Genomic DNA, 22,908 nt, shown 5'->3' with positions numbered 1-22,908 from the left:
ATTTTAGGAAATTTCTAAAATTTCCTTTATTGTCTTCACATAATTCTCTTGCGTATTTTCTGTAGAAATTCGCTTGAGTTCACGCACGTGCACTTTTTCCCACAGTTCCTTGCCCTCATACAAACGGACAATGGCATCTGCAAAACCTTGTGCGTCTGAGACACTGGCGCACAGCATATCTTCACCCGGCACCCATCCAACCTGCTCGCACAAGATATCCGTTGCCACAATGGGAATGCCATGTGCTGCGGCTTCGTGCAGTTTGTAGGGTATCCCCCCCGCATACCGGGTTGGTGCCACAAATACCCGGTGGCTGTTATAAACAGGCGTTACATCCTCTACCCGCCCCGTTACCACAATACGTGGGTTATTAATGAGGGGTGTCAGATCAACACGCGGGTTTACATAACCACATACTGTAAATTTAACGTCTTCTGGCAAACGGCCATCCAGTAATGGCAGCACTTCTCCACTAAACCATGCAAGGGAATCCACATTAGGTGAATCCTGATCATGCATGGCCCCTAAAAAGAGAATATTCCGACGCTCTTCCCACCCGGGAGACCACGTTGAGACATTTTGCAAATGGCCAAGAACATGAACATTCGAAAAACCATGCGCATTAAGAACTTTGGAATCCTTGCTGTTCACTGCAATGATTTTTTCAGCCATAAACAGATGTCTGAATTCATGCTTCAGAAGATCATCCACCGTTTTTTCTGGCGTCTGCCCACGCAATTCCATTTTACGGTGCTCACGCGGCGCTGATACAGCTTCGGTATCTATAATCACCATTGTGCCTGTTAGGGCATCCGCACAATCCATCAGCACCGGGGCCAGACGGTCTGCATTATGCGTACGTGCAATCCAGATAGCATCATAATACCCAGCGCGGGACTTAATAAAATCTTCCAGTTCTGGCAGTTCCCGATCCCAAATCACCTCTGCCCGATCGGGAAAAGCCATGCAGATATCTTCCTGAGATTCTGTTGGCCTGAATACCGGATACACCGTTACCTGGCATCCAGCAGCAATCATGCTGCGCACGATATCGTTCGAACGTGTAAAGCCAGACCCCAAAAACCGATAAGGCAATCTGTCTTCAATAAATAAAATGCGTTTCTGATCCTGCTTACTAAAACGCGCCTTTGTCAGCATTCTTGGGTTGTTCAGGCTTTTCTGGCGCAAATATGCCGTGTGCTTGCGGCGGAACACATCCTGATTGCGCGCTATCATGGAGCCACCACTCATGAAGCTGGATGTCCCATACTCATAATGCACGACCACCACCGCGGGATCATACACCACATCAAACCCGGCTTCATGAATACGCACGCACAGATCTGTTTCTTCAAAATACGCTGGAGCATAATCTGTATCAAATCCGCCCAACTTGCGGAGCAAAGATGTGCGCACCATCAGGAATGCACCGGCACAATAATCTACAGATCTTACAAAATTGGCTTCTGGCACATCCGGGCGCTGATCGCGCAGATAACCGCATACCGATCCATCACGCCAGACAATGCTACCCGCTTCTTGCAAGAGGCCATTGGTGCGCACAAGCTTGCCACCCACGGCTCCTATTTTTATTTCATGCCGTAACCGTGCCAAAGCATTACCAACGGCTTCGGGCATCAGTTCTGTATCATTGTTCAGATAAAGCGTGAACGGCCCACGCACTTTTTCCAATGCAGCATTACAGCCCAGCAGGAACCCAACATTGCCGGGAAAACGCACAACATCCAACCCGCGCACATAACGTTCAATATGGCGCACACTATCGGTAGAGCCGGAATCCACCACAATAACCTGCATTTGGCCATTATAATTGGCACGTAACGATGCCAATGCGCTCATGGTCATCGCAAACAGATTATGTGCTACAATAATAACGCTTAAATCTGGCACATCATATGTAAAATCCAGTGTCTGGTTCAAAAGAACCGGCAACCGGATCTGACACATTTCATGGTAGAGTTTTTTGGAAAGAGCTTCACTTTCCTTAAGCCCTTCCACATCATCTTCCAACCTGCCGCCATGCGCAAGATAATGCGCGAATGCATCCGGGAAATCACCACGGGTAACTTCCTTTTGCACAACCGCATTACGATAATAGGATTCAAGATCAACATTGGCACTCGGTTTGCGCAGTTCATGCACACCATAGCGCAAAAAATGTTCATAAAAATTACGGAAGTTTCCGCTTTCAACCGCACCACTTACGTCATGATTCACGCTGCCGTAAAACTCTTCCGAGAAATATGCGTTCGGGTTGTAATCGGTTGGAGTGGCATTACACAGATAATGGTGCAAAGCCGAGAGCCAGCGCCCTGAATCCAGCTCCTTCCTGACATGCGGATAGGTTTGCAGGTACCATTCAGGATCAAAATACCAAGACAGGCGCTGACCATATCCCTGCTCAGGCTGCACGTTACTTACGCATTGCGCAAATGCGCCCAAACCTTCAATCCGTGCATGGCCACTTTTAAGATACGCTGTTGGGTTGAAAAACCATGATCCCGTTAAAAACTGCTCATCACCTACATTGAGGTAATGATCATAGAAATTCCGGAATCCTGCTTCTTCCAATACATTAGGCTGAAGATTTGGATGCTGCTTGAAATAAAATTCACGATCAAAAAGCCAATGCGGATTGTGAGAAGAAAATCCCGTTTGGCAATAATGGTCAAACCCAGATTTCCATTCGCCTTTTTCCACAGCATTGGCAACCGCAGGGTAACGCCGCAGATACCAATCCTCATCAAAATATGGGTTGGGCGAATGACGGAGCGCTGGCCCCTTTTCCCTATAAAATTCTTCTAATGCTTCTGTGCCCGCAATACCCAGAAAATTCAGAACATCCCCATATTTTTCTGCGTACCATGTTGCGTCAAATACGCTCCAATCGATTTTTTTAATATGACCGCTTAAAGACATAGAGATATCCTGACATTTCATTCAGGCACACAGTATAAGATTTATACGCAGTGCTTCAACCGCTACAATACGGCAACGAAGTGACTACGCCTTCAACAATAAAAACCTAACATTTGAAATATAATATTTAATGAAAAATACGGCGCGTTACACGTTCCAACTTTTTACGCCAAACCATAAACACCCATAACACAGCAGCCGCATACAGACCGCCCATTGCCGCCATGGAAAGCGGAACCCCCGGCACCAGATACGTGCCCGCATCACAGGGTTTAGAAGGCAGCAGCGGCATGGAGGCCAGACGCTCTGCCATGGTATGCCCGGATATATGGGGCGCATGGCACGCTGGCAGCGGACTTGGCCACCATTGCCACTCCACCCCTACATGGCAGATGGCAAGCCCGATATCTGCCACCATAAAAGGCACCGTTAACCACAAAAGCTGGCGTGCCACCTTATCTGGCAGCACAGCAGCCACAATGGCTGTACCCAGCAGCAAGCGCCACGGCCACCGCTCCCACAGGCACAATTCGCACGGCATAATTTGCAAAACATGCTGGGTGTACCACACCACGCCCAGCGCCAATAACGCTGCACCTACCAAAAATAGCGCCAACGGCCGAGATGGGTGGCTCCCCTTCATTCAGACCGTACCTCTGCCAATGCCGTAATAAAGGAACGCGCCCAACTGCCAGCCGTAACGCGCCAGACATCTGGCTGCAGCCGCTTCCACCTTACCTGTCTTTCTGAAAGAGACATGCTGAGTGATTTATGCAAGGCATCCGCCACTTCATCTGCATCATGCGGGTTTACCAAAAGCGCATCTTCCATTTCTGGCGCAGCACCAGCAAAACGGGAAAGAATAAGCACGCCGGGGTCTTCTTTATCCTGGGCTGCCACGTATTCCTTAGCAACCAGATTCATCCCATCCCGCAAGGGGGTCACCAACGCTGCGCGAGAAAGGCGGAAAAACGGAGCCAGCAGTTCACGCGGGACAGGGTGCGTAAGGTAACGGATAGGAACCCAGTCAAAATCTCCATACGTGCCGTTAATATGGCCAACCACGCCATCCAGTTCCTCGCGCAGCACCTTGTATTCTGGCACACTGCCGCGAGAAACCGGAGTAATTTGCAGATAAATAACCTTACCGCGATATTCCGGATATTTACGCAAGAACACTTCGTAAGCCCGAAAACGCTCCGGCAGTCCCTTGGAATAATCCATACGGTCCACGCCAATAATCAACGGCAGGCCACGCAAGCTTTTTTCAAGCTTCTGCACCTCCGGGTTATCTAATCCGGAAGAGGCCTGTTGCTGAAAACTTTCGGGATCTATTCCAATAGGGAACACACGTGCCTGCGCAGGCACACCTACAACGGAGAAACCTTCGTTGACGTTGCGAGCATCATCTTCTGTCTGCACACCCATCACATCATAGGCACGCAAAGACCGCATGAGTTTTTCTGCCCCCGGCAAAGCCCGCATCAGGCTCCATGGTGGGAACGGAATGTGCAGGAAAAAGCCGATACGGCATTTTATGCCTAATTCACGCAGCGCAAGCCCAAGTGGGAATAGATGGTAATCATGCACCCATACCAAATCATCAGATTTCAATAAGGGGGCAAGTTTCTGCGCAAACATGGTGTTTACGGCATGGTATGTGTGTCTATCCTGCCGACTATAATTCATTAACCCGGCACGATAATGGCAAAGAGGCCAGAGGATTCCGTTGGAATATCCTTCGTAAAATCCATTATACTCGGATTTAGTCAGATCCACGGTGGCGTAGGTTACATTATCCACCGTGTCTATGCTAACGCGCCGATCTTCCCCTTCATCATCTGGAATTTGTTGCCCAGACCATCCAAACCACAAACATTCCTGCCCTTGCACGGCATCACGCAGGGCAACAGCCAACCCTCCAGCAGGTTGAGCACGATCGCGCACAGCCGGAACGCGATTGGAAACAATAACAAGACGCCCCATCCCTTACCGGCTCCCGCCTGTAAGAGAGGCCAGCCAGGCCCGAAAAATGGAAGGGGTTGGAAAATCAGTTGGAATACGCAACCCCACGCCACCCATTCTGCGTACGGCAGCTATGGCATCTTCATCCGTTACGTCATCCCCTACAAACACAGGCTTTCTGCCCGTAAAGGGAGGGCTTTCCATTAACAGGGAGACCGCATAGCCTTTATCAATTCCGGCCGGGCGAATTTCCCACGCCATTTTGGCTGGCAAAAGCAAGAATGCGCCTTGAGATTGCTTAACCCATTCATCCGCTGCCTGACGCAACGTTTCCGCAGCTTCTGGTGCGGCACGATAATGCAGAACAAAACCGCCTTCTTTATGCTCTAAGCGTGTGCCCGGCAGTGTTGCCAGCAGATCCCGCGCTTGAGCCAGCCATTCAGGCGGGAGGGTAGGCAATGCTGCGCGTTCAATAGGGCCACCGGGGCGATGCCGGATAGCCACCCCGTGCTCACCCGCAACGGCAAAAGGCACATCACCCAGAAAATGATCGATCTGATCAATCGGGCGGCCAGAAACAACGGCCAAAGCATCCCCACATGCTTCACGCAGGCGGCGCAGGCTATCAAGAAGCCCATTTGGCACCACAACAGATTCTGGTGTGGGAGCAATATCAACCAGAGTACCGTCAAAATCGAGCAGAAAGGCAGTTTCATTCAACGGGGGTAGATGAAAACGGAAATCCTGCGCACCGAGAGAACCTAGCACGTTTGCACCTCAATTCTTGTTGTGATGGCTGGCCCTGATGACAAGACTGCTAGGCACTTGCAGCCAGACCACGATATTTTAACACGTTGCCGAACACCCCCTGCTTCGACAACCACCGATCTTACAGACCTGCCGCGCGGAACCGGCACAAAACTGAAACGGTTCCTTACCCAACGCTAATAAACGCCACCGGTTTCTTGCTTGTCTGGTATGGCATCGGGAATATCGGGATTGCCTGCATGGTTGGAAGATGAATTATCCTCCACAGGGGCCGGAGTTGCATCCGAACCAGATGTGGGCGGCGCAGCAGGTGCAATAGGTTTAGGCAATGGGGGCAACATAGGCTGTGTGTCCTCGCCCTCACACCGCACCATACGCACGTCGTAAACCGGGCTTTCAAATACGCCCAATGTAGGTTCTGCCGCCAGCATCCAGCCCTGAAAGGTGGCTCCGTTGGGGTGTTTATCCTGCAAAGCCAGCCATGCAGCCGCATCGGGAGAAAGTGTTGGCGGACGTTGCAAACAACGTGAGGGGGTAATGTCCAAACTTTTATAATGTGCCGTTGTGCCGACTGGCACAGAAAGAACCTCTACATGGGCATCCAGCTTGTCCAGCACACGCACTACAGCCGTATTTTTACCTTGCCACGTATCTGGCGCATACACTGCCGGAGGTGCCAGAGCGGTACCCGCAGCATGTGCCAGCAAAGGCATTGCGGCCAGAATGGCCCCGCAGGCTACAGCTTTAGAAGTTGCGCGCTTCATGCCACTTGCCCTCCGTTTTTAGGAGAAGCAAGGCTATCAACCATATCTTTCAAACGCGCCCGCATAAACTGTTCACTCACCCCCATCAGCATGGCATCCTCAAATGCATCGCGCATAATATCCAGCACTTCCTGCCAGTTTTCTTCCAAAACACGCAGTTTTTCATGGCAGGTTATGGGGTCTCCATCATCCTGCGGCCAGACGCGTGGCTTTTCCATGCTGTTGTTTCCCGGCTTCAATCTTGAATTAACGGATTTTTATGTCTGTTTCAGGGCAGATCATTCCCGCCCGTGCCACCACCATTTGCCGGTGCTGCCTTGTTGGCACGTGTGAGGGTATCCGTAACCGAGAAAATGAATTTGCTGAGCAACTGCTCCAGACTGATGGAGCCCTGTGTCTGCCCAACTGTCTCACCGGGTTTGAGGGTTTTGTCATCCCCTCCGGGGGAGAGGGCAATATACTTGCCGCCCAGCAGGCTATCACTGGTGATAATGGCTGCCGTATCATCTGAAAGATGAATATCGGGGCGCACAGTGAAAGTGACATGCGCCTTAAAGGTGTGTGGGTCTACCGTTTCACGCACCACCTGCCCGACTGTCACGCCTGCCAGCCGCACGTCAGAGCCAATATCCAGCCCATCTATGTGCGTGAAATCAGCATTAAGCTGGTAACCGGTTGTGTCTGTCTTGCGGCCTTCGCCCACCACGGCAGCCACCAGCATGCCGCCAATAGCCACCAACACAAAAGTGCCTGTAAGCAGTTCTGTAAGACTACGCCGAGATTTTTCTGCCATTGCTGAAGCCATAAGCCGCATCGCACTCCCTGTATTGCCTGTTCGGTTTAGCAGGAAATGCGCAGCAGATCACGCATCAGGTGTCCATGCTTCGTAATCTCCCGTTGCGGGAGGGTGCTGGCCGGTAGAATACAGGCTTCCCGCTGGCCTGTAAGCTTGTGCCGTGCCTGTCATATTTGGCTTATGCGGAAGCTGCCACGGCTTGCGTTCTTCTGCCGGAATAGGCGCATCCAGCGTGTGGTGCAGCCACCCCCACCATTCTGGCGGCACGGCAGAAGGGTCCTCCCCTTTCAGGTAGATCACCCAGCGTTCGGGACGTTCCATCCCGCCACCCTGACGGGCCGGGCCTGTTGATTCGTAATAGCAGCGGCCATCGGCATCCTTGCCAACCAGCCGCCCCTTCCGGCGCGTATGCAGCCATGTTCCAAAGTTTGCCATGTTGTGGATGATAGGACTCCGCGCCATGCCCGGTCCATGAAATATGCACGCGCTTTCGATCAACTGCGCTCGAGCAAGCGGTATTTGGGCAGGAAACGCAACTTCACAAAAAGTTATCCCCCATATCCTCATTATGCAGAGTGTTAACTGCCTTTTGGCGGCACGATTCCGGGTTCCGACGCGATAGGCGGAAACGATAAACTGCCCGCATGAACGCAACAGCCAGACGCCACTGGAATGGCGTGCTGATGAGCACGCTAGAGGCCGCAGCAGACCCGGACGCTCCCCTTCGCTCCGTTACGCTGCCTGCAGAATGGGATACAGATGCCGCAACGGCATTGGCCCAGCTTGTACCAGGAGATGAAGCGCTGGATCTGCCCAGCCTTGCCTCCCGCTGGATTGATGCGCTGGCACCAGATGATGCCACGGCCCGATCTTTGGTGTGGATGCTGCTTACGCGGCAGGCCGCCCCAACGGAAGCCGTATGGCATTGCCGTTTTGACCGCCCGCCGGGCTTTATTGTTAATCTGGCGGCCTTTGTTTCCCCCGGTGAAGGGTTTGCTGCGCGCACGTTCGTTGCGGCTCTGCGGCTGATCTGTTCCGTATTGCGCCATGCTGCCAGCACACTGGCCAGCCAGCGCAATGGGGAACTGCCGCTGCCAGATTTATTTGCACCAGAACAAACAGAAGCAGCCCCCACGGCGCCAGCAGATACACTTGCCCCTACCCCCTTGGCTGGTGATATTCTGCTGACCAATCTGGACGCATGCCTTGCGGGCGTTGGGCTGGATTATGATAGCGAAGATGGCCGCGCCGCCGCGTGCGCCATAGCTGCGCTGGCCACACTCACTGCCCATGCTGGTCGGGGGCCAGAATCTCTCCCGCTGCCACCGGTGCGCACCGTTCTGCCCGGATTGGGAGAAACCCTGCGTGCTGTCTGGAACGAAGCGGCAGTGGAAACAGAAACGCCCCTAGCCCCGATTGAAACCGGCTTTTCTTCCTCCAACCCGATAGACGGGCTTTTGGGTGTGGAAGCCTGTGGGCTGGCTCCGGCTTTTTCTATGTTGCGGCCAGATGGCAAACTTTCCAGAAGCGCCTTACTGCGGCTGGAGGCACGTGGCTTTACGGTTGAAACAGCTTTGGCTGCCGCACTGGCGGGTGAAACTGTTTTACCTCAACCCGGCCCCAACGCACATTTGGCCATGTATCGTGCCCTGACTGGTTTTGTGGACCGCATGCCCGCACGGCCAGAAGTGCAGAATCAGCCAATCCGCAACAAGCTGGAACGTGGCATACGCCGCACTTTGCCCCCACGGCATGGTGGCTTTACGCAAAAAACCACCATTGGCGGCCACCGCCTGTTCCTGCGCACAGGGGAATATGAAGATGGCACGCTGGGTGAGCTCGCCCTTACCCCCACGCGGGAAAGCGGCATGGTGCGCGGGCTGATGGAAAGCCTGGGTGAAGCCGTGAGCATTGGCCTGCAATACGGTGCCCCGCTGGAAGCCTTTGTGGAAAACTTTGCCTACACCTGTTTTGGCCCGGCTGGCACGGTGGAGGGAGACCCGGTTGCCTCCTACGCCACATCCATGTTGGACTATGCCTTCCGCGCCTTATCAGACACGTATCTGGGTGTGCGGCTGCCAGATGGCCCGCATCAGGATGCGCAATCTGACCCGGACCCACTTCTGCCGCTAGATCTGCCAGAAGCAGATGATACGCCCCCCACCGGGCGCAAGCGCCGTAATCTGCGGCTTGTCTGCTAAAGGCATACGGTCCATTCTGCTGGGCAAGAGGCAAGTTTCTGCTTCTTGCCCAGCTTTTTAACACAAGGAATACAGCGTGATGAGCACTCCTGAATCCCGTCTGGCTGAACTTGGTATCGAACTTCCTACACCTGCCGCACCTGTTGCCAACTATGTAGCCTGCGTTCAAACAGGCTCTCTTCTGGTGGTTTCCGGCCAGTTGCCTCTTAAAGATGGTAAGCTGTTTGCTACCGGCAAGCTGGGTGATGCCGTTTCTGTTGAAACAGCGGTTGAAGCTGCGCGTTACAGCATGATCAATGTAATTGCACAGGTGCGCGCTGCTGTGGGCGATCTTTCCCGCGTAAAACGCGTGGTGCGGCTGGGTGGCTTTATTGCCTGCACGCCAGAGTTCACCTCACACGCGGCTGCCATGAATGGTGCATCTGATCTGGCCGTTGCCGTATTTGGTGATGCTGGACGCCATGCCCGCTCCACCGTTGGCGTACCTTCCCTGCCGCTGGATGCCCCGGTTGAAGTAGAAGGGCTGTTCGAAATCGGCTGAGCTTGCAGGAAAGACAGACATGGCTGACTGGTCCGTATCTCTGCACAACAGTATCCACGCCTTTCCGGCAACGGAGTGGGATGCCTGTGCTGGGGCGGACAACCCATTTGTCAGCCATGCTTTTCTTTCTGTATTGGAAGACAGCGGTTCCGTACGCAAAGAAACAGGCTGGCTGCCACAGCATGTCAGCCTGCACGGGCCAGATGGGCAATTGGCCGCCACTTGCCCTGCCTATCTTAAAGGCCATTCATGGGGTGAGTATGTGTTCGACCAAGGTTGGGCACGTGCGTTTGAAGCCGCTGGTGGGCGTTATTACCCCAAACTGCAAATTGCCGTTCCCTTTACCCCGGCACCCGGCCCGCGCCTTTTAACGCACCCAGATGCCCCGGCAGAAACCCAACAAGTTATGGCGGATGCCCTCCGCCAGATCTGCCATGATACGGGGCTTTCCTCCGCCCATGTAACATTCTGCACCGAGCAGGAAAGTCATGTGTTGGCAGAGCGCGGATGGCTCCCGCGCCTTGGCTTACAGTATCACTGGCACAATCAGAATTACGCCTGTTTTGATGATTTTCTGGAAACACTTTCATCACGCAAGCGCAAAGCCATCCGGCGAGAGCGGCGTGATGCCAATGCCGCTGGCCTGAGCTTTCATACCCTGCGCGGATCAGACATTACGCCGGAAGACTGGCAAGCGTTTTATACGTTTTACCAGAACACAATTGATAAGAAATGGGGCAACGCCTACCTGACGCCAGATTTCTTCCCGCTGCTTTCCGAACGCTTGCAAGACCGTGTTGTGCTGATGATAGCACGGCATGAGGGCGCACCCGTTGCCGCAGCACTGAACCTTTTGGGAAGCGATACATTGTATGGCCGCAACTGGGGCTGTGTTGGCAACTGGCCGTTTTTGCATTTTGAGCTGTGCTATTATCGCGCCATAGATTTTGCCATTGCCCACGGCCTCAAGCGGGTAGAAGCCGGAGCGCAGGGTGAACATAAAATCCAGCGCGGCTATTTGCCTGCTCTTACACATTCTGCCCATTGGCTGGAAAACCCTTCACTCCGCAATGGTGTTGGGGCTTTCCTTCAGGCAGAACGCCCCGCTATATTGGCGGAAGCCGAGGCTCTTAACGTGCTTTCGCCCTATCGGCAGGGTGAAACATGACCTGAAATTTCTTATGCATACCGGGCATATACGGGTGAAAACGTTGTCGTTTGGCGTTTTTTTGCGTATGCCCCAGCTTGAAACTCCACACGCTTCTGCATGATCAACTGGCAGCTCCATGACCAACGCATCTTCATCCTCCCTTCCCTCCGATCATCAGGCTTCTCTGATTGATGGCAAAGGCTTTGCCGCCAAAATGCGCCAGCATATCCGTGAGGATGTTCTGGCGTTTCACGAGAAACATGGCGTAACGCCCGGTCTGGCCGTTATTCTGGTTGGGAATGATCCGGCCAGCGAAGTGTATGTGCGCAACAAGGCTGTGCAGACCCATCATGCTGGCATGCGCTCCTTCATGCATATGCTGCCCGAAAACACATCGGAAGCTGAACTGCTGGCGCTGATAGAACGCCTGAACAAAGACCCCGAAATTCATGGCATTCTGGTGCAGCTTCCCCTGCCCAACGGGCTGGATGGACGCCGCGTAACCAACGCCATTCTGCCTGAAAAGGATGTGGATGGTCTGGGCGAAATTAACGCTGGCCGTCTGGCTGTAGGCCTGCCTTCGCTCATCCCCTGCACGCCGCTGGGCTGCCTGCTGCTGCTGCGTGACCAGTTGGGGGATATGAAAGGCCAGCACGCCGTAGTTATCGGGGCTTCCAACCTTGTGGGCAAACCTATGGCCCTGCTGCTGCTGGCAGAAGGTTGCACGGTTTCTATTGCACATATTCACACGCGCGATACGGCAGCACTTGCGCGGCAAGCCGATATTCTGGTGGTGGCCACCGGTTGCCGTGAACTGGTGCGTGGGGACTGGATTAAACCCGGTGCGACCGTGATTGACGTTGGCATCACCCGTATCAAAACCGATGATGGCAAAACCCGCCTTGTAGGTGACGTTGCGTTTGATGAAGCTGTTAAAGTGGCAGGCCGCATTACGCCAGTTCCCGGTGGCGTTGGCCCAATGACCATTGCCTGCCTGCTGAAAAACACACTAACCGCAGCCAAATTACAGCTTGAGGGGAGTGCGGAATGAGCCTTTCTCGCCTTTCGGTTGAGCTAATTCCGCGTTCTGCTGAGGCTCTGGCCGCAGATGTAGCTACGGTTAAAGCCGCATTCCCTGCCGCAGATACGCTGAATATTCCGGACCTGATGCGCTTTCCCCTCCGCAGTTGGGATGCCGCAGCACTTGTGCGCCCTCAGTTCGGAAATGTTATTCCGCATATCCGGGCCATAGATATTGCGCCCGATGCCCCTCTGCCCGGGGCAGACCAACCGGGGTTGGAAGAGATTCTGGTAGTGCATGGTGATCCGCCAGCAGATCTTAGCCACCGCACATACCCCAACAGCACGGAAAGCATTATCCGCCGCTATCGGCGTGAAGCGCCGCATCTTAAAGTCTATGCAGCGTTTGACCCCTACCGCCGCGCCCCGTGGAAAGAACTGGAAGATGTGGCCCGCAAGAAAGAAGCTGGAGCCATTGGTTTTTTCACGCAGCCCGTCTTTGATCTGAAGCTGTTTGACCTGTGCCGGGAATGGATGCAGGGCGAATGCGTGTTCTGGGGCCTCTCCCCCGTTATTGGCCCCAAATCACGCTCTTATTGGGAAACAACAAACCACATTGTTTTCCCGCGTGATTTTTCTCCTACGCTGGATGCCAATATCCAGTTTGCGCAAACGGTGCTTAAAGAACTGGCGCAAGAAAAAGGCAAAGCCTACCTGATGCCGGTGCGCATCAAGCTGGAGCAATATCTTCCCGCTCTGCTGGATGCCGTGGCATAACAAGCCGTGCAATCTGCCTGTATAATTCCCACCTGTCCGATCGTTTTATAGGATCAGCCCATGCCGTTCTATCTTCTCTCCTGGCATGGTGCACTGGCAGGTTACACGGGACTACGTTTGCATCCGGTTTCCTTTGCGCAGTCCTTTATGCGTGGCACAACCCCCGCCACACTGGATGAGCAATCTAGGGCATTAACCCCCGGTGGGGCATTTGCCAAAGCAGAAGCCGTCGAAAACTTTGCAGGCCGCCCGCTTGTATCTATCCGGGCAGGTAAAGGCTATCTTTCCAGCCGAGACCAGAATGTGTTCGATGTTGTGCCGCTTTGCGCCACGTGGGAGCGTTTTCTGCTTCTGCCGCCAGAGCTGCTTTCTATCCTGCGCGATCTTACAGAACAGGAATGGTATCAGGGCACGCGCTTTGTTGGCCGTGCCACCTGTGCAGAACATCATCTGCAACTTGGTGGGCACAAATGGCCAGCAGAACAACTGCAAGCCGAGCGCACAAAAGACACCATAACACTGTGGAGTGAAGCCGCACCAGAAAAGGTCACCTTTACTGTGTGCCCTTCCCGCGTTCTGTCTGGGCTGATGGAAGATGTGCTGCATCTTTTACAAACAAACACATTGCGCCCAGCCACAACGCCGTGGGCCACATTAGATGATCTGCGCGAACAGATTCTGCGCTTAAGTGTTACCCCGCGTGATACAGGCACATGCGTGCAACTGGCACGTCTATGTGCTCTTTTTGGGCAATGGGAACTGGCAAATGGTTTTTTAACCACAGCCCGCCAACACGATACGCGGCCCGAACTACAATGGATGGCCGCCATTCTGGCCTTGCGCACCAAAAATTACGATACCGCTGCCACATTAATGGAGCAGGCCCTTACCACCCGTTATCCTGATCGGGATATAGGCACACTGCTTGCCCCATTGGTAGCGCGGCAAAAGGCGGGCGAAAGTGCTCTTTTGCTGGTACCTAGTGCTTTAAGCAGCGTCGGCCTTCCGGCTTTTGAAACACCATTTGATACGCTGCTGGTGCCTATGCGCCTTGCACCCAAAAACGGCCCGGATATCCGCCGCATCTATAGCTCTCTGTTTGAGCAGGCCTTCCAGAAACTGGATACAGAAAACCGCCTGCGCCTGTTAACGGCAGAAGCCCGGTTAAATGGCCTGAGCTGGTGGGAAGAACTGGGCTTGGGCCATACAAGTTGGCTCGCTGACCTACAGGCCGAAGCGGATGAACATTATGCTATTGCCCGCAAACTGGCAGTGCAGGAAAACATGGCTCCAGCCCCGTATGATCAAGGGGTGTTTTCATGGCTCAGCACGCAGGAATGTGGGCGCCTGGCCAGCCGCGCCATACCGGATGTAACGGGTGTAGCAAACTGGCAATGGCACTTTAGCATGCCAGAAGAACAACCTTCCACCTGCTTGGCTTTTGCCTGCACGGGGCAACATTTTGATCTGGTTCCAGGGCTTGTGCTTTCCCTTATTCATGCGTGCCGGGAAGATCGTTCTGCTGGCAAAATCCAGCTTTGCCTTGGTGTTGCTAACCCAACAGTGGATCAGCTTACCTTTCTCTCCACTGTTTCAGAGTGGTTGGAAAACCATGCCATCACATTGCGGCTCAGCTTTGGGCACGGAGAAACCAGATCAGATGCCGCCATGCTGGAACCCGCATTACGCTATCTGATCCTGCCCGATATTGCCGCCCAGTTTAGGGTGCCTGTGTTGATAGGAGATTGCGCAGGTTATTTCCCTGCCAATTTTGTAAGCCTGCTGCGGGATATGAAAGCCCATGCAACATATGGCTTTGATCTGACCCAGTTTGATGACAACGGGCAGCAGCAATATGGCACACCGTGGAGCATGAATACGGCTTTGGCCTATTTTGGCGAAGCTGAACTTGTGCCCGCCATTGCCGCCTTTATGAGCGATTATTTGAATACAGTCTGCTCACCCGGCAATCCGTATCATACAGATATGGACCGCTGCGCATTGGCGCAGGTCTTTCGTCGCTTTGTAAGGTCTCGCTGGGCGCAACTTTCCATCCGGTTTTTAAATGATGGTCCGCCCCTGTTGGTTATGCCGCAACATGGGCAAACAGGGCTTGTGACACCAGATGATGTTTTAAACGATCTTAAAGCCTATACACGTTAAGGCCATTTCAGCCATCGCTACGGCTATTCCCCTGAACCTTTTTATAAGGTTCAGGGGAAATCAAAGCTCAATCGCGGGAGCCGCTACCGTATAGGGCTGTCAGGCTGGCAGAAGCCAACTTGTGGTGGTTGACCATGAAACCCACCAATGCGGGGCTGGAATCTTCCTGCACATCCAACGTGGGCACATCCAACGCGTAAACCGTAAAGACATAACGGTGCACGCGCCCCGGCGGAGGTGCAGCCCCACCATAACCCGGCACGCCGAAATCTGTGCGCACCTGCATGGCACCTTTTGGCAGCTTGTCCCCGGCCGAACCGGCACCTTCTGGCAGTGCTGTAATAGTGGCGGGAATGTTTACCACCACCCAATGCCACCAACCCGAACCGGTTGGGGCATCCGGGTCATACACCGTTACCACAAAGCTTTTGGTGCCTGCGGGAGCATCTTTCCATTCCAACGCGGGGGAAAGATTCTGCCCATGCTGGCCCATACCATTGTAAACCTGTGCCTGTGGCAGTGTATCACCATTTACAAAGGCAGGGCTTGTAAGAACAAATGCCATAAGAGCGGTTCCCGTACTGTTACCAGTTGCGGCTGATCAACCAGAATTCTTCGGATGTCAGCGTAACGCCTGCTTTGGATTCTGCTGCTGCTTTGGCCAGAGCCTCAATCCGTTCAATCATAATAACCTTACGCTGATGCGCTTCTGTGGTTTCATCGCTGGTTTTCAGCACACCCAAAGAAACTTCAGCGGCTTTGGCAACACGTGCTGCATCCAGAAGAGCGTAAGACATAAAGTGTCATCCTTTAAAATATCTATGCACCGGAATACCTTCCGGCGTTACTGAAAGAGAAATCTGGCCCCTAAGCGCCCTCTCTTCAACCCCTACAGGCTGCATGCCACCTGCAGAACTGCGCCTTTGCCTCTGGCCTTGGCCCAGCCTATTGCGTAAACGGTGCCATCATGAGCAGTGACCGCACCGAAGATTTTGATTTTCACCTCCCAGAAAGCCTGATCGCGCAGGAACCCGCCCGCCCGCGAGAAGCCGCGCGCCTTCTGGATGCCACACAGCCCGACATGTTTGCTGATAGGCATATCCGTGATCTGCCCTCGCTTCTGAAGCGGGGAGATTTGCTGGTTGCAAACAATACGGCCGTTATTCGTGCCCAGCTTCATGGCCTGCGTGGAGAAGCCAAAATTGGCATTACGCTGGACCAGATTCAACCAGATGGCAGTTGGCATGTGTTGGTGCGCAATGCGCGCAGGCTCAAGGTGGGCGATACTATTGCGTTCCCCGGTGTGCAGGACACAGCCCGCGTACAGGCGTTGGAACCCGGCGGGGGTGCGGTGCTTCAGTTCAGCGCGGAAGGGGATAGTTTTGATGCGTTTTTGCAAAAAGCAGGCGCATTGGCACTACCGCCCTATATTCATCGCCCGGAAGGTCCAACGGCGCAGGATACCAGTGATTACGCCACCATTTTTGAGCGTAACAAAGGGGCTGTGGCCGCACCCACTGCCGGGTTACATTTTACGCCAGCACTGCTGAAAGCCATAGATGCCACAGGCGCCCAGCGCTGCACGCTCACCTTGCATGTGGGGGCCGGTACCTTTTTGCCTGTGCGGGAAGCCGAAATTTCTGAACACAAAATGCATTCAGAACGCGGCATCATCACCCCGGAAACAGCAGAGCGCATCAACGCCACCCGTAAGGCTGGCGGACGCATTATTGCCATTGGCACCACAAGCCTGCGCCTTTTGGAAACTGCAACCGATGAAAACGGCATTGTGCATCCGTTTGATGGCACAACCTCCATTTTCATTCGGCCCGGCTATCAATTCCGCGCTGTAGATATGCTGCTTACCAATTTCCACCTGCCACGCTCTACGCTGTTCATGCTGGTTTCCGCCTTTGCTGGCGTAGAACGTGCCCGGCAGATTTATGCCCATGCTGTTGCCAGCGGTTACCGCTTTTATTCCTACGGCGATGCCTGCCTGCTGCGCTGCGCCCACTCCATCCATGCCCACCACCTCGGAACAGTAGAATGACTCGCTTTAACTGGACGTGTGAAAGCACAGATGGCGCAGCACGCGCTGGCATGCTACACACAGCCCACGGCCCTGTGGCCACCCCAACCTTTATGCCGGTTGGCACAGTTGGCACGGTAAAGGCCATGACCATGGATGCCGTGCGCTCCACCGGCGCGGGCATTGTTCTGGGCAATACCTATCACCTCATGCTGCGGCCAGGGGCAGAACGCATACGTGCGCTGGGTGGCCTCCATAAATTTATGGATTGGTCTGGCCCGATTCTGACAGATTCCGGCGGCTTTCAGGTGATGTCCCTTGGTGCGCTGCGGCGGCTGGATCAGGACGGCGTGACCTTCCGCTCCCATATTGATGGCTCTGAACATCGGCTTACGCCTGAAAGTTCAACAGATATCCAGCACGCGCTGGATGCTACCATCACCATGTGTTTTGATGAATGCCCGGCCCTACCCGCACCGCCAGAAGCCATTGCGGCTTCCATGCGGCTTTCCATGCGCTGGGCGGCACGTTCTCGCCAAGCCTATGTACAGCGCGAAGGGTATGGTCAGTTTGGTATTGTGCAAGGCGGCACGGAACCTGAACTGCGAGCCGAAAGTGTAAAGGCGCTCACCGATATCGGGTTTGAAGGCTACGCCATTGGCGGCCTGGCGGTAGGCGAAGGGCAGGAACTGATGTTCGCCACGCTAGATACCACCACCCCTATTATGCCGCAGGACAAGCCGCGCTATCTTATGGGTGTGGGCACGCCAGATGATCTACTGGGCAGCGTGCAACGCGGTGTGGATATGTTTGACTGCGTGATGCCCACACGCGCAGGCCGCACTGCCCGCGCCTATACCGAACGCGGCACGCTCAACCTGCGTAATGCACGCCACGCCACAGATGCACGCCCCATTTCTCCGCACTGTGACTGTCTGGCCTGTTCACGCCATAGCCGCGCCTATCTGCACCATTTGTTCCGCGCCAATGAAATTCTCGGCCCCATGCTGCTGACATGGCATAATATTGCCTACTACCAGCGCCTGATGCGTCAGATTCGGCAGGCTATTGTTGAAAAACGGCTGGATGCGTTGGCCACCACTTTGCGTGCAGAATGGGCAGCAGAGGATTGGACGGAAGATGAAATGCCACAACCCACCATTCCGCCCGTTCCCTGACCAAGTGCTTCCATGACTGCACCTTCCGCGCATCCGCCTCAACCTGCCGCACCAGCGGCAAAACTGGCGGAAAAAATACGCATAAAGGCGCTGGAACTGGGGTTTGATGCCATTGGCTTCTGCCCCGCCCATCTAGGCCCGGAGGTGCGTACGCGGCTGAAAGATTTTCTGGCTGAAGGGTATCATGGTGAAATGGGCTGGTTGGCAGACCGCACCGAACAACGCAGCCAGCCTACTGCCCTATGGCCAGAAGCCCGCAGTGTTATTGCGTTGGGCCTGAACTACGCACCGGCAGAGAATCCGTTAAGCACACTCCAGAATCGCACATGCGGCAATATTTCCGTTTATGCGCGCCACCGTGATTATCACGATGTTGTTAAGGGCATGCTCAAGCATCTAGCCCAGTTTGTCGTGCGTGAAGCCCGTATGATGCTGGCCACAGCGCCTGATGTAAAAGTATTTGTTGATACAGCTCCCGTGGCAGAAAAGCCTTTGGCCGCGCAGGCCGGGTTAGGCTGGCAAGGTAAACACACCAATCTGGTTTCCCGCCAACATGGAAGCTGGCTCTTTCTGGGTGAAATCTACACCACGCTGGAGCTGCCAGCATCTGCCGTGTCTGGAGGCAGTTGCGGCAGCTGTACCCGCTGCCTGAACGCATGCCCCACGCAGGCTTTTCCTGCACCTTATCAAATGGATGCACGCAAGTGCATTTCTTACCTGACTATTGAACATGCAGGGCCTATTCCGCACCCACTGCGTAAAGCCATTGGCACACATATTTATGGTTGCGATGATTGTCTGGCTGTATGTCCGTGGAACCGCTTTGCCCAAACATCCCGCCACATCAAGCTACAACCGCGACCAGATTTGATAGCGCCAGAACTGGCAGCACTCAGCCAATTAGACGATGCCGCTTTCCGCACCATGTTTTCTGGCTCTCCCATCAAACGCATTGGGCGCAACCGGTTTATACGCAATGTGCTGATAGCTATTGGCAACTCTGGCCACCCGGAGCTGCTGCCTTACGCACATGCCTTGCGGCAAGACCCGGATTCTATGGTGGCGGAAGCGGCAGATTGGGCCATGCAGTGCCTGACGGGAGACGCAGCTTGAGCCGCCATTTACGCAAACGCAGCCTGATTCTGGCAGGCCATGATACCAGCGTAGCGCTAGAATCGGCCTTCTGGAACGCGCTGGAAGATATAGCAAACCAGCAAAAGCAAACGCTGCCGCAACTGGTTACAAAAGTGGATGCCGCACGTTCCCCCGAGCAATCACTGGCCTCTGCTTTGCGAGTTTATGCGCTGGAATGGCTGAAACAACAGCTTTCCACCAGCGCGACTCCCTGCACCTGAGAACAACGCAGAACTGCTGTGCCAGCTTAAAGCATCAGGTTGTTTGGGCAGGCTGCCAGAACGTGATAAACTGCTTTTATGGCGATCTGGGGTAAAATTTTTGGTGGCGTAGCCGGTTTTGCCGTAGGCGGCCCGGTTGGCGCAGCGGTTGGCACAGCACTGGGCCACGCAGCAGATACAGGTGCGATTCTTCAGCCCCCAACAGGCGGTTGGAGCGATAAATGGGCTGCGCGCGCAAGGCCAGATCCTAATGGAGCAGCTACCTTTGTGGCCGCCAAGCTGGCTGCCGCCCTTGGCAAGAAGGAACAGCTTTATGGGCTCTCCTGCGTTATTCTGAGCGCCAAACTGGCCAAGTGCGATGCGCCGGTTAACCGGCGTGAAATCAACGCCTTTAAATCTCGTTTTCGCGTGCCTGATGAAAACATGCGTGAAGTTGGCCGTCTGTTTGATATGGCGCGCCAGCGCACGGATGACTACGAAGCTTTTGCGCGCGAACTGGGGCAGGTTTACGCAACAGACAAACGCCCATTGGAAGACCTGATGGGGATTCTATTTACGATTGCGCGGGCTGATCTGGCAGCGGATGAGCCGCTAGCCCCAGAGGAAGAGCGCTTTCTTAAACGCGTGCATGCCTTGTTTGGCCTGAGCCGTGGCGCTTGGGAACGTGCAGCCCATGGGCGATCCACCCCAGCGATGGCTGAAGATGATGCCTATGCTGTTATGGGCGCCTCGCCAGATCTTTCAAATGAAGAACTGCGTGCCCTATGGAAAAAGCTGGTGCGGCAATATCACCCGGATATCCTTCTGGCCCGAAATGCCAGCGCCGTTGAAATTGAAGCCGCATCCGTCAAGATTTCACGCATTAATGCTGCATGGGATATCATCAAGCGGGATCGTGGTCTTTAACTTCAGGATTCTCTTTTCTTTTTGAAGCAAGATAGGAAGTGCGACTTTCTGGCAACAGGTTGTACAAAAATCTTTCACACTGCTGTCAAAGATCGCGCCCACAGGTCTATTTTACGCCCCTGTTTGTTATGCAAGTAAGCCCTGCCATTGCGCCGCTGGTTTCTCGTGGTAGAGAAAGCGACAGCAATTGGCCTGCATACAGCATGGGCCAGACGGTCGTCACAGAGCAAAGGTAAAGGTGGCAATGATTTCAGGACGGAACGGCTCAAGGCTCCGCCCTCGCGCGCAGGCAAAAAAAAGTCAGACGCGGGAAGGTTCCTCGGCACAGCGCCGTTTTCGTCTGGGCACATTCTGCCTGGCCGCCACTTTGCTGAGCACGGCAGGATGCAGCGCCATTAAGGCCCCCGTGCCCAAAGACCCGGATGCTCTGGCTGAATACAAGGCCGCGAACGATCCCTACGAACCGTTGAACCGCAAGATGTTCAACATGACCATGAAGTTCGATAAATGGGCCCTTCGCCCCATGGCTAAGGCTTACGTATGGGCCGTACCGCGCCCGGTGCGTAATTCTCTGGGTAACCTTGTCAGAACCATGAACGAACCGTCCGTGTTCTTTAACGATGTAGGGGCCGGCAAACCACGCCGCGCAGGCGATATGTTTGTGCGCTGGTGCGTGAACATGACGGTAGGCTTGGGCGGCTTGATTGACGTGGCCAAAATGGCTGGATTCCCACACCACGATAACGATGCAGGCATGACATTGGCCAACTGGGGTATTCCCGCAGGGCCTTATCTGTTCCTGCCCATGGGTCCATCTTCTATCCGTGATGGTATTGGCTACGCCATTGACCAAGGCCTTTCTCCATGGGACTATGTCCCCCGCGGATACGGGTTGGTCAGCTTCAACTGGGCGTATAACCTGTTTGGGGTGGTTCATGCCCGTTCTGAGCATCTGGATGAGCTTGATGCGCTGGAACGTGATGCGCTGGATCCCTATGCCACCATCCGCAGTGCCTATCAGCAACAGCGCCGGGCGCAGGCCGAAGCCATCAAGAATGATAACCGTGCGACCGTGCCAGACTGGTACCATTAAGAAAAACAGCCAAAAGGGTACACAGACATGAAATTTCTTTCAAGCCGCCGTGTTGTTCTGGGTGCCTTTGCCCTGCTTTGCGCTGGTGGCCTTTTTTCCGCTCCTGCGCGCGCTGCGGAAAACGCAAAACAGTTTATTCAGGTGTTTGGCAACCAGCTTGTTGCCATCGTCAACAGCCCAATTCCGTTGGCTGAAAAGAAAGAAAAAGTTCTGCCTTTGGTGCAGAAAAACGTCGATATTGATGGAATCGGCCGTTACTGCCTGGGGCGTTACTGGAAAACTGCTTCTCCAGACCAGCAGCAGCGTTATCTGGGCCTGTTTCATCAGGTTCTGGTTAACGCCATTACGGACAAGCTGGGTGAATACCGTGGCGTAAACTTTACGCTGGGTAATGTCACCAGCACTGGCGCAGATGAATACGCCGTGGATAGCACGCTGGTGCGCCCACAGCAGCCTGCTGCTGCCATGCAGTGGATTGTAAGCGAAGCCTCTGGCAGCCCAAAAGTGGTGGATGTTATTGGTGAAGGTGCCAGTCTGCGCCTGACACAGCGGAATGACTATTCCTCCTACATCGCACGCAATGGCGGTAACGTAGGTGCCCTGCTAGATGCCTTGCAGCGCCAGTTGAGCCACCACAACGCACCGGCTAACTAACGCAAACATATTCCAATTTAAAAAGGGGGTGTTCCATATGGAACACCCCCTTTTTTATGGCTTGGGCCAAACGCTTTCATAAACCAGCATTGTCTGGCCATCTCTCTCAAACGTTTCTTCCACCCGCATCCCAATACCGCCCAGAATAGTGCGGGATGCCACATTGCTTTCTGCCGCAACGGCTATCACTTTATTAATCCCGGCATCATGCGCAAAGTTAAGGGCTGCGCTTGCAGCCTCTCGTGCAATACCGCGGCCACTAGCCCACGGAAAAAGCGCAAAGCGCAAGGCAAAGCCACGCCCATCTGGCCGGTCATGAATACCGGTCATGCCTACAAAACGGCCTTGTTCATGAATGGTAAAAATACCTACCCGGTGGCAGGCCCAGAAAGCGATATCATCCGCCATTTCCAGTTCCGCCTGCTGGCGGCTGCGCACACCACCAAGCATACGGCCAAAGGCACCGCCATCGGCTTTCAGGCGCACCATATCTTCCATATCCCGCCAGGTTACGGGCTTAAGCAGCAGGCGCGGAGTTCTGACCGAACGCGAATCCACAATTCACGCCTTGCAGCAAAGAAAAGGCAGATACCCTTCCTTTAATTGCA

Annotated in this window: 24 protein-coding genes; 13 read left to right on the top strand and 11 right to left on the bottom strand. The window is 54.2% G+C overall.

The window, feature by feature from the left end; all coding sequences use genetic code 11:
* Nucleotides 1–3: 3 nt before the first annotated feature.
* The 8 genes from APA10_RS02060 to APA10_RS02025 form a co-directional block, all read right to left on the bottom strand.
* Nucleotides 4–2,961: a glycosyltransferase gene (locus tag APA10_RS02060; protein ID WP_035365756.1), complete on the bottom strand. Its 2,958-nt coding sequence runs from the start codon at nucleotides 2,959–2,961 to the stop codon at nucleotides 4–6.
* 106 nt (nucleotides 2,962–3,067) lie between these two features.
* The gene (locus tag APA10_RS02055; RefSeq protein WP_035365754.1) at nucleotides 3,068–3,583 is read right to left on the bottom strand and encodes a disulfide bond formation protein B; all 516 of its coding nucleotides are present in this window, start codon (nucleotides 3,581–3,583) and stop codon (nucleotides 3,068–3,070) included.
* Complete coding sequence (locus APA10_RS02050) at nucleotides 3,580–4,926, bottom strand: alpha,alpha-trehalose-phosphate synthase (UDP-forming) (protein ID WP_003629221.1); 1,347 nt, start codon at nucleotides 4,924–4,926, stop codon at nucleotides 3,580–3,582. Before APA10_RS02050 ends, APA10_RS02055 begins: the two co-directional genes overlap by 4 nt.
* A 3-nt stretch (nucleotides 4,927–4,929) precedes the next feature.
* A complete protein-coding gene (gene otsB / locus APA10_RS02045; protein ID WP_003624809.1) occupies nucleotides 4,930–5,673 on the bottom strand; it encodes a trehalose-phosphatase in 744 nt (247 codons plus the stop codon).
* 176 nt (nucleotides 5,674–5,849) lie between these two features.
* A complete protein-coding gene (locus APA10_RS02040; protein ID WP_003629220.1) occupies nucleotides 5,850–6,437 on the bottom strand; it encodes a DUF2155 domain-containing protein in 588 nt (195 codons plus the stop codon).
* Nucleotides 6,434–6,655, bottom strand: a complete 222-nt coding sequence (locus APA10_RS02035) for a hypothetical protein (RefSeq protein ID WP_003629219.1) — start codon at nucleotides 6,653–6,655, stop codon at nucleotides 6,434–6,436. The genes APA10_RS02040 and APA10_RS02035 overlap by 4 nt, the downstream gene beginning before the upstream one ends.
* 50 nt (nucleotides 6,656–6,705) lie before the next feature.
* Nucleotides 6,706–7,251, bottom strand: coding sequence for an outer membrane lipid asymmetry maintenance protein MlaD (gene mlaD / locus APA10_RS02030; protein WP_003624817.1), 546 nt, complete (start codon nucleotides 7,249–7,251; stop codon nucleotides 6,706–6,708).
* A gap of 48 nt (nucleotides 7,252–7,299) precedes the next feature.
* Nucleotides 7,300–7,668: an NADH:ubiquinone oxidoreductase subunit NDUFA12 gene (locus APA10_RS02025; RefSeq protein ID WP_003629216.1), complete on the bottom strand. Its 369-nt coding sequence runs from the start codon at nucleotides 7,666–7,668 to the stop codon at nucleotides 7,300–7,302.
* A gap of 209 nt (nucleotides 7,669–7,877) precedes the next feature.
* Here APA10_RS02025 and APA10_RS02020 point away from each other — a divergent pair, with 209 nt between their 5' ends.
* The 6 genes from APA10_RS02020 (at nucleotide 7,878) to APA10_RS01995 (ending at nucleotide 15,085) form a co-directional block, all read left to right on the top strand.
* Complete coding sequence (locus APA10_RS02020; RefSeq protein WP_003629215.1) at nucleotides 7,878–9,434, top strand: TSCPD domain-containing protein; 1,557 nt, start codon at nucleotides 7,878–7,880, stop codon at nucleotides 9,432–9,434.
* A gap of 76 nt (nucleotides 9,435–9,510) precedes the next feature.
* Entirely contained in the window at nucleotides 9,511–9,975 is a 465-nt protein-coding gene (locus APA10_RS02015; RefSeq protein WP_003624824.1) for a RidA family protein, read from the top strand.
* Between the two features lie 19 nt (nucleotides 9,976–9,994).
* Nucleotides 9,995–11,143: a GNAT family N-acetyltransferase gene (locus APA10_RS02010; RefSeq protein ID WP_003629213.1), complete on the top strand. Its 1,149-nt coding sequence runs from the start codon at nucleotides 9,995–9,997 to the stop codon at nucleotides 11,141–11,143.
* 118 nt (nucleotides 11,144–11,261) lie between these two features.
* Complete coding sequence (folD, locus tag APA10_RS02005) at nucleotides 11,262–12,176, top strand: bifunctional methylenetetrahydrofolate dehydrogenase/methenyltetrahydrofolate cyclohydrolase FolD (RefSeq protein ID WP_003624830.1); 915 nt, start codon at nucleotides 11,262–11,264, stop codon at nucleotides 12,174–12,176.
* Nucleotides 12,173–12,922: a methylenetetrahydrofolate reductase gene (locus tag APA10_RS02000; RefSeq protein ID WP_003624832.1), complete on the top strand. Its 750-nt coding sequence runs from the start codon at nucleotides 12,173–12,175 to the stop codon at nucleotides 12,920–12,922. Before folD ends, APA10_RS02000 begins: the two co-directional genes overlap by 4 nt.
* 60 nt (nucleotides 12,923–12,982) lie before the next feature.
* The gene (locus APA10_RS01995; protein ID WP_003629211.1) at nucleotides 12,983–15,085 is read left to right on the top strand and encodes a hypothetical protein; all 2,103 of its coding nucleotides are present in this window, start codon (nucleotides 12,983–12,985) and stop codon (nucleotides 15,083–15,085) included.
* Nucleotides 15,086–15,152: 67 nt separating this feature from the next.
* Here the strand turns inward: APA10_RS01995 and APA10_RS01990 are convergent, their stop codons facing one another.
* Both APA10_RS01990 and APA10_RS01985 read right to left on the bottom strand, forming a co-directional pair.
* Nucleotides 15,153–15,650 carry a kinase inhibitor gene (locus APA10_RS01990; protein ID WP_003624834.1) on the bottom strand — a complete coding sequence of 166 codons (498 nt, stop codon included), beginning with the start codon at nucleotides 15,648–15,650 and terminating at the stop codon, nucleotides 15,153–15,155.
* A gap of 19 nt (nucleotides 15,651–15,669) precedes the next feature.
* Nucleotides 15,670–15,882, bottom strand: coding sequence for a hypothetical protein (locus tag APA10_RS01985; RefSeq protein WP_003624836.1), 213 nt, complete (start codon nucleotides 15,880–15,882; stop codon nucleotides 15,670–15,672).
* A 170-nt stretch (nucleotides 15,883–16,052) separates the two neighbouring features.
* Here APA10_RS01985 and queA point away from each other — a divergent pair, with 170 nt between their 5' ends.
* The 7 genes from queA (at nucleotide 16,053) to APA10_RS01950 (ending at nucleotide 22,300) form a co-directional block, all read left to right on the top strand.
* Nucleotides 16,053–17,135 carry a tRNA preQ1(34) S-adenosylmethionine ribosyltransferase-isomerase QueA gene (gene queA / locus APA10_RS01980; RefSeq protein ID WP_003629209.1) on the top strand — a complete coding sequence of 361 codons (1,083 nt, stop codon included), beginning with the start codon at nucleotides 16,053–16,055 and terminating at the stop codon, nucleotides 17,133–17,135.
* Nucleotides 17,132–18,292, top strand: a complete 1,161-nt coding sequence (gene tgt / locus APA10_RS01975) for a tRNA guanosine(34) transglycosylase Tgt (RefSeq protein ID WP_003629207.1) — start codon at nucleotides 17,132–17,134, stop codon at nucleotides 18,290–18,292. Before queA ends, tgt begins: the two co-directional genes overlap by 4 nt.
* 12 nt (nucleotides 18,293–18,304) lie before the next feature.
* A complete protein-coding gene (queG, locus tag APA10_RS01970) occupies nucleotides 18,305–19,405 on the top strand; it encodes a tRNA epoxyqueuosine(34) reductase QueG (RefSeq protein WP_003629206.1) in 1,101 nt (366 codons plus the stop codon).
* Nucleotides 19,402–19,647 (top strand): ribbon-helix-helix domain-containing protein, encoded by a 246-nt coding sequence (locus tag APA10_RS01965; protein ID WP_003629205.1) that lies wholly within the window; start codon nucleotides 19,402–19,404, stop codon nucleotides 19,645–19,647. The genes queG and APA10_RS01965 overlap by 4 nt, the downstream gene beginning before the upstream one ends.
* Nucleotides 19,648–19,725: 78 nt before the next feature.
* Nucleotides 19,726–20,553 carry a TerB family tellurite resistance protein gene (locus APA10_RS01960; protein ID WP_003624849.1) on the top strand — a complete coding sequence of 276 codons (828 nt, stop codon included), beginning with the start codon at nucleotides 19,726–19,728 and terminating at the stop codon, nucleotides 20,551–20,553.
* Nucleotides 20,554–20,797: 244 nt separating this feature from the next.
* Entirely contained in the window at nucleotides 20,798–21,646 is an 849-nt protein-coding gene (locus tag APA10_RS01955) for an MlaA family lipoprotein (protein ID WP_003624851.1), read from the top strand.
* A gap of 27 nt (nucleotides 21,647–21,673) precedes the next feature.
* The gene (locus APA10_RS01950; protein WP_003629204.1) at nucleotides 21,674–22,300 is read left to right on the top strand and encodes an MlaC/ttg2D family ABC transporter substrate-binding protein; all 627 of its coding nucleotides are present in this window, start codon (nucleotides 21,674–21,676) and stop codon (nucleotides 22,298–22,300) included.
* Between the two features lie 54 nt (nucleotides 22,301–22,354).
* Here APA10_RS01950 and APA10_RS01945 read toward each other — a convergent pair whose 3' ends face one another.
* A complete protein-coding gene (locus APA10_RS01945) occupies nucleotides 22,355–22,858 on the bottom strand; it encodes a GNAT family N-acetyltransferase (RefSeq protein WP_003629203.1) in 504 nt (167 codons plus the stop codon).
* Nucleotides 22,859–22,908: the final 50 nt, after the last annotated feature.

Origin of the sequence: Acetobacter pasteurianus subsp. pasteurianus LMG 1262 = NBRC 106471 (genome assembly GCF_000285275.1) — a bacterium.
GTDB lineage: Bacteria > Pseudomonadota > Alphaproteobacteria > Acetobacterales > Acetobacteraceae > Acetobacter > Acetobacter pasteurianus.
The sequence above is the reverse complement of the archived record's forward strand: the minus strand, read 5'-3'. Positions and strand labels throughout refer to the sequence as shown.